The following is a 13,558-nucleotide window of genomic DNA, read 5'->3' as shown; positions in this document are numbered from 1 at the left end:
TCTATTGTTAAATATATTATAAACACAGAAATTTTTAATTAATAGCAGGTTTCGGATATCTTTATATAAAAATAAGAAAATAATAAGTTTTCTTTACCTGCTATTCCTATATAAATAATTTGAATTGTTATTAATAAAATGATAATATAAAATTAATATAATAAGTAAAAATAAATAGAGGCTAGGGGTGCCAAATAAAATTGGCTGAGAAAAGCTATATTTGCTTTAACTCTTTTAACCTGATGTGGCTAATACCACCGTAGGGAAGCAATAAATGAATTTAATTTATTTAATAAATAGAAATTTAGAAGACTTTTCCTAGGGAAGAGTCTCTTTTTATTTTAAGAGAAATCATAAGGAAGTTAAATCGGTGAACAAGTTATTTTATTACGGTTTAACAACCAGGAAGGATAAAAAGTAAAATATATTACACTAAATTTAGGAGGGATTAGTTTTGAAAATAATAGTAAATGAAAAAGAGGTTTTGGAAAAGGAAAATGCTACTGCATTTGAAATTAGAGATAAAATAAAAAGTGATGCCGATATAGTTATATTAAATGGATTTCCTATTAAATCAGACTACACTTTGAGCGAAGGAGATAAGCTTACATTAATTAAAAGAGGAGAAATTCCAAGTAAAGAGGAATTAGAGGCTTTAATGGTAAGCAGACATACACCTAAAGTGCACGAAAAGGTAAAGCAGGCTAAAGTTGCGATTGCTGGACTTGGAGGGCTGGGTTCAACAGTAGCATTGGCTCTTGGACGAATTGGTGTTGGACATTTGAAAATAATTGACTTTGATGTTGTTGAACCTAGTAATTTAAATAGACAGCAATATTTTATTAAGAATATTGGCATGAAGAAATGTGATGCTTTAAAAGATATTCTTGATGAAATTAATCCATTTATAGAAGTTCAAAAAATTGATGCTTGTGTAGGACCTGATAATATTAAAGAATTATTTGAAGACATGGATATAGTAATTGAAGCCTTTGATGGAGCAGAAAATAAAGCCATGATAGTAAGGGAAGTTTTACTTCAAACTCAAAGACCAAAAATAATTTCAGCATCAGGTATGGCAGGTTATTATTCTAATAATTTGATAGTCAGTAAAAAGATGAACTCCAGATTATATATGTGTGGAGATTTTGAAAATGAAGCAAAAATAAATGAAGGATTGATGGCACCTAGAGTTGGTATTGCAGCCTGTCATGAAGCGAACATGGCACTTAGACTGATTTTAGGCGAAGAAGAAGTTTAAAGCAGCTTACAGTTATGAATTATAAGTTATGAGTTGGTTATAAAATCGCAGTAATAGATTTATAAAATAATATTTTGAAAACTCTATATGTTTTTCCTTTAACTTTTAACTTATAAAATTAATTATTTTAGATAAATTAGTGTTTTCAACATATTATATAAATGTTTTGTAAGTTTTAAATATTGAAGAAAATATATAGTAAGGAGAAAATAAAGTTATGATTATAATTGGAATAACTAATAGAAAATTATGTTTAGATTTTTATGAACAAATAAGAAAAATAGCCAAATCGAAGATAAATTATTTAATGATAAGGGAAAAAGATTTAGAAAGTGGAGAATTATTGGAAACAGCTTTAAAAGTAAAAAAGGAACTTGAGAATACTGATATAAAAGTAATTATAAATTCAAATGAAGAGGTAGCAGAACGAGTAAATGCAGATGGAATTCAACTATCATTTAAAGATTTTTTAGGTATTAACGAGAAGTTTTATACAGAAAATCTAAAAAGTATGGAAGCAACAGGGGATAATTTTAGATTTAGAGGGAAAGAATATAAGAAATATAAAATGATAGGTGTTTCAATACATAGTTTTGATGAAGGGATACAAGCCTATAATTTGGGAGCAGATTATGTTATTTATGGCCATGTATTTAAGACTGATTGCAAGAAAGGGGTTCCTCCTAGAGGGATTAAAGAAATAGAAAAGCTTACTAAAGAAATAGATATTCCTGTTATTGGCCTTGGTGGAATAGATAAGAGTAATTTTAAAGAAGTAATAAATTCAGGGGCAGGTGGGATTGCTATTATGTCAAGTCTTATGGAAGCTGAAAGTCCTAAAGCTTTAATTGAGGAGATAATTGGATAAGGCACAATTAAATAAATAACAAGTCCTTTTACATCCTTGCCTAATGAAAAATATTCAAGGCAACTTTGGAGCTGTTATTTATTTTCATGTGCCTAATTGCAAAAGTACTTGTAAATTCTATATGTTCATTATAAACTTTTTAAGTAAAGATAATTATTCAGTTAACAATTTAAATAAAATAATTAGTATGAATATTGGAGTGCTATTAATATAATAAGGAGAAATAAAATAATGAGTACAATTGCAGGAAAAGGATGCCCTAGGATTATACCAGAGGGAGAGAAAAAACCACTACAGGATATTGAAAAAAGTATCATTAAAGGTTATAGAAAACATATATGGAGCAAGTTTATAAAAGCTGTTAAAGACTATAATTTAATTGAAGAAGGAGATAAGATTGCTGTCGGTATATCTGGAGGAAAAGATAGTATATTAATGGCAAAATTATTTCAAGAATTGCAAAGACATGGTCAGGTGAAGTTTGAATTAGTATTTCTAGCAATGGACCCAGGCTATCATCCAGATATAAAAAAATTATTAATAGAAAACTGTGAACATTTGAATATTCCAATTCATATATATGAATCTGGTATTTTTGATGTAGTTGATAAAATGGCTAAAGATTACCCGTGTTATTTGTGTGCAAGAATGAGAAGGGGATCTCTTTATGCTAAAGCACAGGAATTTGGGTGCAATAAGCTTGCATTAGGTCATCATTACAATGATGTAATTGAAACAACTATGCTGAATATACTATATGGAGGTAATTTTAAAACAATGCTTCCTAAATTGAAGGCAAAAAACTTTGAAAACTTAGAGTTAATAAGACCAATGTATTATATTGAAGAAGAGGATATAAAGAGATTTATAAATTATAGCGGAATATGGCCGCTAAACTGTGCATGTATGGTTGCAGCGGAACGAATAGGAAACAAAAGATATGAAATAAAAGATTTAATTAAAGAATTAAAGAAAAATTTTAATGGAGTAGAAAAATCTATTTTTAAAGCAGCAGAAAATGTTAGTATGGATTCTATATTAGGATGGCAAAAAGGTGAAGAAAAACATTCGTTTTTAGACTTTTATGATGAAGAATAAGAGAGTGTGTATGAAGGTATTTATTAATCTTGGAATTTATGATATATTATAGTTAATATGTGGATAGAAGAGAGGAGAATGAGTTATGGATAATGATTCTATAAAAATTATGGATCCAATTATACTGCTGAGTATGGTTAACATGAAATTAAGAGATCAATATTCTTCTCTTGAGCTTCTTTGCAGTGATTTGGAATTAAACAAAGAGGATATAGTTAGCAGACTTGGAGAAGTAGGATACAGCTACGTCGAAAAGGAAAATCAGTTTAAATAAGGTACATAATAGAAAATTATAAGTTTAATACTGCCTAGAGTATATTTAAGCAAGGTAAAAAGACGAAGAAGGATTAATTTTTTTAAATGTGCCTATAATAGTATTTATATTTAGGTTAAAAAGCTTAGGAGGGTGTTACATGCAAATAAAAAAGACAGGAAAAATAATTACTGTTGTAGCAGCAACAGCAGCTTTGATAGTATCATTAGTTAATGATAAAAAATCTAAGAACATAAATAAATAATGGTAGATTAGCTAATTATTTAATTGTTTAAATGTATTGACAAATAATAGTCTAGTGTATATGATATAAGTATAAAATAAATCCGTTGAAAAGGGATAGTAGTCATGAGACAATGTTAAAGAGAGCTGAAGATGGTGAGATTTCAGTACGGCAGTTAGTGATGAATGGGCCTTTGAGGAGCGATATGAAATCTTTTGAGAGTAGTTTAGCCGTAAGTCGCACGTTATAGCGAATAAGATATGTTAGTATCTGAAATGAGAGGCATTTTGTGCAATTTAGGTGGCAACGCGGATAATCTCCGTCCTATTTATAATAGGACGGAGTTTTTTTTATACTTTTTTATAATGGGGTGTGATGATTATGTTGTGAAAGGAAAGAATTTTAATATAGCAATAAATAAAAATAAAAATTAGCAGGGGGATATTTGAAATGAATACAAAAAGAATGGTAACTAATGCAATTTTAATAGCAATTGGAGCAATACTACATCAAATTACACCACCAATAGTTGGAATACAAGCAGATCTTTCACTGGCAATGCTATTTATGATAGTAGTATTTAATAAAGATTATAAGACTACATTAATATGTGGTATCATTATAGGAATTTTTGCAGCCCTTACAACTAAAACACCAGGAGGTTTAATTCCTAATATTATTGATAAATTTGTAACATGTAATGTTGCGTTTTTAATATTAATGCCATTAAGAAATAAGATCAGTAAATTAAAACAAATATCAATATTATTACCTTTAGGTACTTTAATAAGTGGAGCAACATTCATAGCGGCATTAGCAACTATAGCAGGATTACCTGCAGGATTTTCGGTTGGAACTATATTTGTATTTACAGTTATTCCAACAGCTGCAGTTAATACAGTGTTAGGAATTATTATATTTAAAATAGTTGAAAAAATTGCAGTATCTAACGGAAGTTACGCAATACAATAGGATTTTTAAACAATAAAAAGGAAAATGTATCCTATGAGATGAAGGAGCATTTTCCTTTTTTTAGTTATTGTTGTTTCTTTATAAAATGAAATTCTTCAGGGGTATTTTCATCTATTATCTTAAATTCATATCCATTATCTTTGTAATATTTAATTATTTCAGGAAGAGCTTTTACAGAGTTTTTACTCATATATGCGCAATGCATTAATAGTACAACAGGACTCTTATTGCTCTTTGAATTTTTTATAAATACACTAGGACTGGAACCAGGATGTGCACCATCTCCACTATCAGTATTCCAATCATAAATTTTTAGATTATTTTTATGTAATAAATCAACCATAGATTGAGAGAGTTTATAACAGTTATTATTGCAGCCAAAAGGAAATCTTAAAATAGTAGGTTTAAAGCCGACTATAGAATTAACAGCTTCTTGAGTGTCTAGCATTTCTTGCAGAAATATTTCATTAGATGAATAAAGGCGGCTTCGTTTATGACTCATGCTATGAAGTCCTAATGCATGGCCTTCATCATACATTCTCTTAACCAAGTCTTCCTGACCCTTAATTTGTTCTCCAATCAGAAAGAAAGTTGCGTGAACAGACTCATTTTTCAGTATATCTAAAACATTTTTTGTGACTTTTCCAGCAGGACCATCGTCAAATGTTAAGTAAATAACTTTTGTTTCATCGGCATAAACATTAAAATTTGTAAAATTTAAATAACTAATAAGCGTTGTAATTATTAATGTAAATAGAATAATTTTTTTAAAAAAGTTTGAATTCATATAATCACCTTCATAAATATTTTGTATAAGAGTATTATGTCCTTCAATTAAATTTATATTATAAGAAAAGAAAATATCCTGATAAGTAAATAAATCAATGTAAAATAATTTGGTAAAATAAGATATATATGTAATAGAAGTAAAAAATAATAAAATAAATTAAAATTAAACATAATATACTCTGGTATAATGTTAAAAAATGGTATATTATAAATGAATAGATAAGCAATATTCATATGGAAAAGGGATGAATTAATATTGAAAACTGTTAATAATAAATATCTAATTGAACAGGAATTGAATATTGAAGAAAATTTTTTAAATTACCTTGTATTAGACTCTGAAAAAAATGAGAGGTATATATTATGTGTTTTAAAGAATAATTTTACATATGAAAAAACAAGAGAATATTTGTTGAGCAGATTTAGGACAATTAAGAATTTAAATTTTGATTATATTGTTAATATAATTAGAATTGAAATAATTTATAGTCTAAATGGTATAAAATTAGATAAGCCTCAATATGGTTACTTAATGGAATATGTCCCACCTAAAGCGGATATTCAGGTGTATTTTAAGGAATGTACTTCAAATAAAAAACTTGATATATTAATGGAATTATGTGCGGCTATAAATACACTAAATATGCAAGGGTATATTTTTGAAGATATTACATTAAGAGATATAATGCTAATCTCTGATTATAAAACAGGTATTAGAATAAAAATAAAAAACTTATTGCAAAATGAACTGAGAAAGTTTAACTTATTAAATTCATCCGTAAATGCATTACCTTATCAATATAACTATGAGAATAGAAATGAAGGAAGTCTTCAAAAAGATAATATTGGACAAGTTATAAATTTATTCAATGAAATATTCACAGATGAAGAAATTGAAAATAATCTAAAAGAACTAAAACATATAAAAAAGACATACAATCAGGTTAATACAATAAATAAGTATTTTAAGCTTAAATATTTTATAAAAGATATTAATGACAGAATGCATAAAAATTATAAAATCTTTATTAAGGATGCATTAAATAAACTTCAAACTGATTTAGATATGATTGGGATGGAAGAAGAGATAAAAATAGTAGAAAAAAACTTCCAAAAAATACTTGAGAATAAAGAAAAATATAAAATAATAGCTTTTAGAGGAGAAGATGGAAGCGGTAAGAGCAGGTTCTTACAGGAGATTAAGTATCGTATAGAAAACAAGTATTTTAAAGATTATATATATGTCCATGATTCGGAAGTCAGTGGTGGAAGTGAAAATAGTATATATAATGATCTCTTGAAATCTTTTTTTAAAAAAGCCGACAAAAGTTTAAGAGATAAATACGAGGTTTATATAAAAAAATTTATATCAATGTTAAGTGATAAAGATCATAGTAATTGTGAAAATAAGCAAAAACTTCAGCTGATTAATAGAATTGGAAAGTTTATAAATGAGTATACAATGACTAGGTCTTTAGTTATATTGATAGATAATTTGGATCAAAAAAATGAGTTTTTTAAGTTATTTATAAGATATATTTCTTTAGTTAGTAATAACTTAGAAAATGTGATGATAGTATTCACTATGAATGAAACTATAAGTGATATAAATTTTTTAAGATATATTAAAAATCTTAAAGAATTAGAACAATATGAGGAATACAGAATAAATTATTTTAATCAATACAATACTGATAAAATGATTAAAGGAATGTTAAATACCAATAAAGGGATTAATAAACTAGTTGTAAAAGTATATTCTGAGACACTAGGAAATCCTCAATATATCAGCAGCGTAATAAAAGAATTATATGAGAATAAAAATTTATATTTTGATGAAAATACTGGAGAGTGGAAGACAAAAATCAGAGTAAAAGACATATTAATACCAAGAGCCTTGGAAAAAAGATTAGAAATGAGTTTGTCTTCTTTAGAGAGAAGAGAAGTAAGAGTTTTAAAAAAAATGTCTATTTTCGAAGCACCATTATCTGAAAAAATAATATTAAAATATATAATAACAGATTTTGAGGAAGAAGTTTATAAAAAATTAAAATCTAAAAAGTATTTAATTGATAAAATAAGTGATCAAGGCATACTTGTAGGATTTTCTAATAATTTATTAAGGAATATGCTGTATTTAAAATTACATGAAGAAGAAAGAATGGAGATGCATTGTAAAGCATCTGAATTTATGGAAGAAGTTTTATATGAAACAGATTATTATATAGAAGAATTTTTATTACAATTGGAGAAAAGTAAGAATTATGAGAAAGCGTATTTTTATGCTATAAAATATGCAAAAGTACAAGAGATTTCCGGAGGTTCATTGAAATCAAAAATGTATTATGAAAAAATATTAAAGTATCCATGTAACTTAGGCAAAAGTGAAGCAGCCATATGTATAGCTGAGTTATATGAAAAGAATTCAGAGCATGAAAAAAGCTTTGAATATTTTGAAAAAGCTAATGTATATGCAATACAAAATGATGAACTTGAGATTGAACTGTATACATTGCTTGAAATGATAATTATAAAGATTAATGATATTACAGATACTGATACGGGAATCGATTATGCGCTTAGCTGTGTAAGAAGATTACTAGATAAAATTTATTATCCTAAAGGTGAGATTTACTATTATTATGCGATTTCACTAAAATATATATTAGAATATAACTATGATTTAGCTTTAGAGAATGTGGAGAGAGCAAAAAAGTTATGTGAGGAGAATAAAATAAGGGAAGATATATATGGATGGATAATAACTGTAACAGCTAAGATGTATGCAAGAAAAGAAAATTATGAAGAAGCTAAAAAGTTATGTCTATATGCTACAGACATATTTACAAAAAACAATAATATTAATGGACAGCTATTTGCAAGGCTAAAGTATGTGGAACTCTCTAAAGAAGAGCGAGAAGAAGATGAAGTAATTTTAATAAAATATTTAGAGCTAAGCAGATTAAGTAATAAACATAAGGTTTATAAGAAAGAGATACTCAGTTTAATATATATTGCAAATATATATAGACAAAAGGGAAAGTATATTGATGCAGAGAAGTATCTTTTAAAAGCATTAGAAAGGGAAAAAGAAGAAGGAATAAATTTTTATTCTTTTAATATTTGCAATGAACTTTGTATGATATATATAAAGTCTGGAAAAATTAATTTAGCAGTAAAATACTATAATATGATTAGGCAAATGCAAAAAGCGATTAAGCTGCCAGAAGAACAAATTATAAGTTTTAATTATACATATGCACTATATAATTTATTAGTTTGTAATTATGATATGGCATATGACTATTTAAAAGAAGTATACGGTTTAATATTTAATACTAATAATTTTTATCATAAAGTTATGATATGCAAATATTATGAGCTCATATTATATAAATGTAAGTGTGATGAGGATATTAAAAATGTATATAGTAAGTTAAATAATAAAATTGAATTACTTAATAAACCTGATGTTGAACTTGAAATAAGGTTAAGTGCAATTAAAAGAATATTGAACCTTGGATATAAAGAGCTAGCTAAGGATCTGTTTTTTAAAATTAAAGAATACCCTAGAGATTATAATGTAGAAGGAGTTTATATATACTTAGAGTTTAACTTAAAAGATAAAAATTGTTATAATTTTCTTATTAACAAAGCTTTAAAGGTATGTGCATTTATTAGCAATCAAGAGACTAAGGCAGATTTATATGCTGCAGTCGGAAAAAAATATAATGAACTTAAATGTTATGATTTAGCAATTAACTATTATTATGAGGCTATATCTTTGCATATGGATGTAATTAATTCATTACCGGAATATGATAAATTATCATATATAAATAATAGTGATTTGTTGAAGCTTCGAAGTTTATTTGCAAGATGTTTAAACTATGATTTAAATATGAGAATGAGTTTTAAAGAGACGCATTTTATAAAAAATACTGAAGAGATAAATAGAATTTTAATGGAATTAAATTTAGAGAATATATTAAAAAATGAAGAATTTTTTAAGCTGGCGCAAAGATTATATGAAAAATGCTATTATAATGATTTAAATGATGCGTTTAAAGTGTTTGAACAATTTTCAGGTGACACAATTAAAAATATGGAAAATATAATTAAATATATATCCAGGTTGGTTTTGGCTGATAAGGCGATGATTATTACAGAAAGCAATGAAGGTGGAAATGATATTATATGCACCTATAGAATTAATGATAAGAATGAAATTAATAAGTATTTTTCATTAAAAGTTGATACAGAAGAAGATGTTTTTATTATTTGTAATAATGATACTAGGTTCTATCAGCTGGATAATAAAATATTAAAAGATGGAATAAAGTCTTGCATGTATATGAAAATTATAAATAGGGAAGAAACCATGAATAATAGACGGGGAGTTAATGCAAGATTAATTCTAATTGCAGATAATGCAATTAATTATATTAATAATCAATCTAAAATAACTATAGAAAAATTTAAGCCATTTTTAATATTTCTATTAGAGAAATATTATCTAACAATAAACTCTGCATTAGATAAGCTTACAGAGGTATATAATAGAAAATATTTTGAAGAAGCTTTACTTTTCTTATTAGATAAGGAAAAGTTAGAAGAAAGTAAATTTGCTGTGATGATGTTTGATATTGATGATTTCAAAGGAATAAATGACACATATGGACATCAAACAGGAGATGAAGTGTTAGTAAGGCTTGTAAAAGAAGTGAAGAAGTGTATTGGCAAGGATGACATTATTGGAAGATACGGTGGAGAAGAATTTATAATACTTTGTCCAGATATCAATGAAGAAGAAGCAATTAGAAAGGCAGAAAATATTAGGCTTAATGTTGAAGAAGCGAAAATTTTAGGTGATAAGAGAAATGTTACCATAAGTATTGGAATAGCAATGAGCGTTAATGAATTATTAAGTAGTGATGAAATGATAGGAAGAGCAGACCAGGCTTTATATAAAGCAAAAAATGAAGGTAAAAATAGATATGTGCTTTGGGAAAAGGAGGAAAGCATCAGTCGTAATATTAATAATGAGCTAGCAGGAGTACTATCAGGTAATATGGCAAAAGATTATAGTTTTGCATTAGATCTTAAAGGAGTAGCTAATTTAGTTAAATACAAAGGGGATAAAATAGACAAAATATATATATTTATTTCAAAAGTAATGCAGGTAATTGAATGCGAAATAGCTACGGTATTTGAGGTTAAAGATAAGAAAATAATTAATAATTATAGTAAACTTAGAAATGAAGATGGCTGGTATACAACTGAAAAGTTTAATTGGAATTTAATTTATAAAGTTATTGAAGAAGAAAAGGGAATGTATTTAATTGATTGGGAGACAATGGGAAACTATAATCAATATGGTATGCCAGAATGGAAGTCTATCTGCATAGCTCCAATAATATGTAATGGAAATATTTTGAGTGTTTTATATCTTTCTATCCCAGTGAATAAAAAGGAGTTTGGATGTAATGAATATAACTTGTTAAATTGCTTTGCAGAAGTAGGTACTCCAATATTTTTAACATAAATCTTAGAAATATAAAAATCATAATCACATAAGAGATTTTTTATCATATTATATTAAAAGAGAAATAATATTTGAAGAGGAATTTCTTATGAGTGATACCACTTCTAAAGATAATAATGAGAAGAGTGAAAATATTGCTGATATAATGTCAGAGCAAAATGAAGAAGCTAAAGTTCTTAATAGCGGTGAAATTATAGTTATATCAATATTAGAATGTGGAGAAAATGAATATTTGCAAGGGGTAAAAATTAACCTATATAAGATAAATGGATTATCTCCAGTTTTAATTGAGTCTAAAGTGACCAATGAAGAAGGTAAGGTTATTTTTTCTAGAGTTGAAGAAGGTTGTTATCGAATAATAGAAATTATAGATAAAAGGTATTTTGAAAAACCTAAATACATTAGTTGGAATGAAATAATTATAGATAACAATAATAAAAAGCAAAAAGTTGTGGTAGTCAATAAAATAAAAAATAATATATCACCTAATAAACATAAACATTGTATATAACTATGCAAAGGCTATATTTAAGATTATGATTTTTTCTTAGATATAGCCTTTATATATACTATTTAGATAGTAGATTTTTATATGTAAATTAAGATATAATCATAAATAGTATAAATTTTAAAAGTAGGTGTTAAAATGAACAATTATATATTAAAGATAAAAAGAATTCATGACAAAGCAATAATACCCAATTATGCTCATGAAGGTGATGCGGGATTGGATTTATATTCAATAGAGGAGCTAGTTTTAAATCCTGGAGAAAGAGGATTAATACATACAGGAATACAAATGGAATTACCTGCTAATACAGAAGCTCAAATAAGACCAAGAAGTGGTTTAGCATTAAAAAATGGTATAACAACATTAAACAGCCCAGGAACAATAGATGAGGGATATAGAGGAGAAATAGGAGTTATTTTAATTAATCATAGCAATGAAGTTTTTAAAGTAGAACAAGGAATGAAAATAGCTCAAATGGTCATAAAACCAGTATTTAAAGTTAATATTGTAGAAGCATCCGAATTATCAGACAGCGAAAGAAGTGAAAATGGCTTCGGATCTTCTGGAACAAGATAAACAACTTTAAACTTAAAATTATGTGGTAACTTATCGAAATAACATACATTTTTATTCCACAGGACTTATGAAATTTTCGCTGGAAAGTTCTAAGTGAAATGTTGTGCCCATTTCTGCATGTTCCTCAAACAAGTTGAGGACAAGCAGCAAATAGAACAACCTTTAGAGGAAACTCGACTCACGTTCGTTCGCTGAGTAAGTGATTCACACAAAATCATAGATTTTGGTTCTCTACTTAACAACTTTCATAAGCTTAATTTCAAATGCCTGTTTCATAAAAATGTATGTTATTTCTAGTATAAGTACACACAAAAGTTTGGCTAAGATGAAAAATTATTCTATGTAGAAGTAAAATTTATGAATTGTTTATAGATATCCAAATTAAGAAATAGATTTGTAGAATGAAATATATACTATACCAGAAAGGAAAGGTACTCTTTTATGCAGTGTTACATTAGAGAATTGGTTGTAGGTATTTCTTCATCAGAAGTTGTTCCATTTTTGCTTGTCACGAGCTTGTCTTGGGAGCATGCTAAAATGGTGCAACTTTTGATGTTAGAAATCCACAACCAATTCTCTTGAGTAACCGAAATAATAGAGTACCTTTCCTTTCGGTTAGTTATCACATAACTATAAGTTTAAAATAGTATATCTATAAGGTGCAAATTATAATTTAAGACAAACATTGAATCTACATGGATTGTAGTATCCGTCTATGATTTTCCAATCTTGAAAGTCTTTTTTATCATAAAGTAAGTGTTCTTCTCGATGAGAAGTTATAGGTAAGTCCCCAATAAAGATTGCTTCTTTAGCAACTCTTTTTAATTCAGCAATCGCTTGTTTAGCATATTCTTGATTCGGGAAATAATGAAATGCTCCAAAACAAAAGACTTTATCAAAAGTTTTATCTTTAAAAATTAAATCATTTGCTTCACCATGTAAGACTGAATTATTAAGTAGTTCTATATGCCTTTTTACAAGGGATGTAGAATAATCTACCCCAATATATTCACCACATTTTATATATTGAGCTAATCCACCGGCTCCGCAGGCTACCTCTAATACTTTATCGGTTTCTTTGATGTCTAATTCTTCAACAATTTTTTTCGCAATTTCCTTTACATTAGCAGTAGTATCTTCATATCCATCTAATTCTTCCAGTGAAGTAGTGTTGCCATTACCTTTTCTCTCCCAAACTTCTTTCCAATAAGACATATCTTCCATAATACACATTCCTCCTAGTTTTATATTTTTAGAATTAAATTCTTAAACAAAAAAATGTATATGTTGCAATTGTAAACTGTACATTGGGAATTGCAATATATATAAATAAATTAGCTACAAGGTTCAAATAATGAACAAGATTATATTATCATCGTTCAATGTTCACTACAATAAGTTCACGGAATAAGTTTAATAATCAGTGTATTCTGAATCTTTG

The 13,558-nt window shown here is 27.1% G+C and carries 10 protein-coding genes, 1 riboswitch and 1 other annotated feature; of the genes, 8 read left to right on the top strand and 2 right to left on the bottom strand.

The window, feature by feature from the left end:
- The first annotated feature begins 173 nt into the window (after positions 1-173).
- Positions 174-283, top strand: a riboswitch (TPP riboswitch).
- Between the two features lie 171 nt (positions 284-454).
- The 5 genes from thiF (at position 455) to CDLVIII_RS25865 (ending at position 4,696) form a co-directional block, all read left to right on the top strand.
- Entirely contained in the window at positions 455-1,261 is an 807-nt protein-coding gene (gene thiF / locus CDLVIII_RS25885) for a sulfur carrier protein ThiS adenylyltransferase ThiF (protein ID WP_009172450.1), read from the top strand.
- A gap of 217 nt (positions 1,262-1,478) precedes the next feature.
- Positions 1,479-2,129, top strand: coding sequence for a thiamine phosphate synthase (locus CDLVIII_RS25880; protein ID WP_009172449.1), 651 nt, complete (start codon positions 1,479-1,481; stop codon positions 2,127-2,129).
- Positions 2,130-2,360: 231 nt separating this feature from the next.
- A complete protein-coding gene (locus CDLVIII_RS25875) occupies positions 2,361-3,227 on the top strand; it encodes a tRNA 2-thiocytidine(32) synthetase TtcA (RefSeq protein WP_009172448.1) in 867 nt (288 codons plus the stop codon).
- Positions 3,228-3,312: 85 nt separating this feature from the next.
- Positions 3,313-3,501, top strand: a complete 189-nt coding sequence (locus CDLVIII_RS25870; protein ID WP_009172447.1) for a DUF4250 domain-containing protein — start codon at positions 3,313-3,315, stop codon at positions 3,499-3,501.
- 320 nt (positions 3,502-3,821) lie between these two features.
- Positions 3,822-4,054: a binding site (T-box leader), on the top strand.
- A 120-nt stretch (positions 4,055-4,174) separates the two neighbouring features.
- On the top strand, positions 4,175-4,696 hold the full coding sequence (locus tag CDLVIII_RS25865) for a tryptophan transporter (RefSeq protein ID WP_009172445.1): 522 nt from the start codon (positions 4,175-4,177) through the stop codon (positions 4,694-4,696).
- A 64-nt stretch (positions 4,697-4,760) separates the two neighbouring features.
- Here CDLVIII_RS25865 and CDLVIII_RS25860 read toward each other — a convergent pair whose 3' ends face one another.
- Positions 4,761-5,483, bottom strand: a complete 723-nt coding sequence (locus CDLVIII_RS25860; RefSeq protein ID WP_009172444.1) for a polysaccharide deacetylase family protein — start codon at positions 5,481-5,483, stop codon at positions 4,761-4,763.
- Between the two features lie 258 nt (positions 5,484-5,741).
- On the opposite strand from CDLVIII_RS25860, the gene CDLVIII_RS25855 reads away from it, so the two are divergent.
- From CDLVIII_RS25855 to dut, 3 genes are all read left to right on the top strand, one after another.
- The gene (locus CDLVIII_RS25855) at positions 5,742-11,030 is read left to right on the top strand and encodes a diguanylate cyclase (protein WP_009172443.1); all 5,289 of its coding nucleotides are present in this window, start codon (positions 5,742-5,744) and stop codon (positions 11,028-11,030) included.
- Between the two features lie 88 nt (positions 11,031-11,118).
- Complete coding sequence (locus CDLVIII_RS25850) at positions 11,119-11,541, top strand: prealbumin-like fold domain-containing protein (protein WP_009172442.1); 423 nt, start codon at positions 11,119-11,121, stop codon at positions 11,539-11,541.
- A 135-nt stretch (positions 11,542-11,676) separates the two neighbouring features.
- The gene (gene dut, locus CDLVIII_RS25845) at positions 11,677-12,117 is read left to right on the top strand and encodes a dUTP diphosphatase (RefSeq protein ID WP_009172441.1); all 441 of its coding nucleotides are present in this window, start codon (positions 11,677-11,679) and stop codon (positions 12,115-12,117) included.
- Positions 12,118-12,783: 666 nt separating this feature from the next.
- Here dut and CDLVIII_RS25840 read toward each other — a convergent pair.
- On the bottom strand, positions 12,784-13,341 hold the full coding sequence (locus tag CDLVIII_RS25840) for a class I SAM-dependent methyltransferase (protein WP_009172440.1): 558 nt from the start codon (positions 13,339-13,341) through the stop codon (positions 12,784-12,786).
- Positions 13,342-13,558 lie beyond the last annotated feature (217 nt).

The sequence above is a fragment of the Clostridium sp. DL-VIII genome (genome assembly GCF_000230835.1).
In the GTDB taxonomy this organism is placed as follows: domain Bacteria; phylum Bacillota; class Clostridia; order Clostridiales; family Clostridiaceae; genus Clostridium.
Note: the sequence above shows the minus strand (reverse complement) of the source record. Positions and strands in the feature narration are given on the sequence as shown.

What these genes read in the sequence shown, in the direction of transcription:
- CDLVIII_RS25880 (WP_009172449.1), top strand. Translation starts at nt 1,479, where the DNA reads ATGATTATAATTGGAATAACTAATAGAAAATTATGTTTAGATTTTTAT.
- CDLVIII_RS25875 (WP_009172448.1), top strand. Translation starts at nt 2,361, where the DNA reads ATGAGTACAATTGCAGGAAAAGGATGCCCTAGGATTATACCAGAGGGA.
- CDLVIII_RS25870 (WP_009172447.1), top strand. Translation starts at nt 3,313, where the DNA reads ATGGATAATGATTCTATAAAAATTATGGATCCAATTATACTGCTGAGT.
- CDLVIII_RS25865 (WP_009172445.1), top strand. Translation starts at nt 4,175, where the DNA reads ATGAATACAAAAAGAATGGTAACTAATGCAATTTTAATAGCAATTGGA.
- CDLVIII_RS25860 (WP_009172444.1), bottom strand. Translation starts at nt 5,483, where the DNA reads ATGAATTCAAACTTTTTTAAAAAAATTATTCTATTTACATTAATAATT.
- CDLVIII_RS25850 (WP_009172442.1), top strand. Translation starts at nt 11,119, where the DNA reads ATGAGTGATACCACTTCTAAAGATAATAATGAGAAGAGTGAAAATATT.
- dut (WP_009172441.1), top strand. Translation starts at nt 11,677, where the DNA reads ATGAACAATTATATATTAAAGATAAAAAGAATTCATGACAAAGCAATA.
- CDLVIII_RS25840 (WP_009172440.1), bottom strand. Translation starts at nt 13,341, where the DNA reads ATGGAAGATATGTCTTATTGGAAAGAAGTTTGGGAGAGAAAAGGTAAT.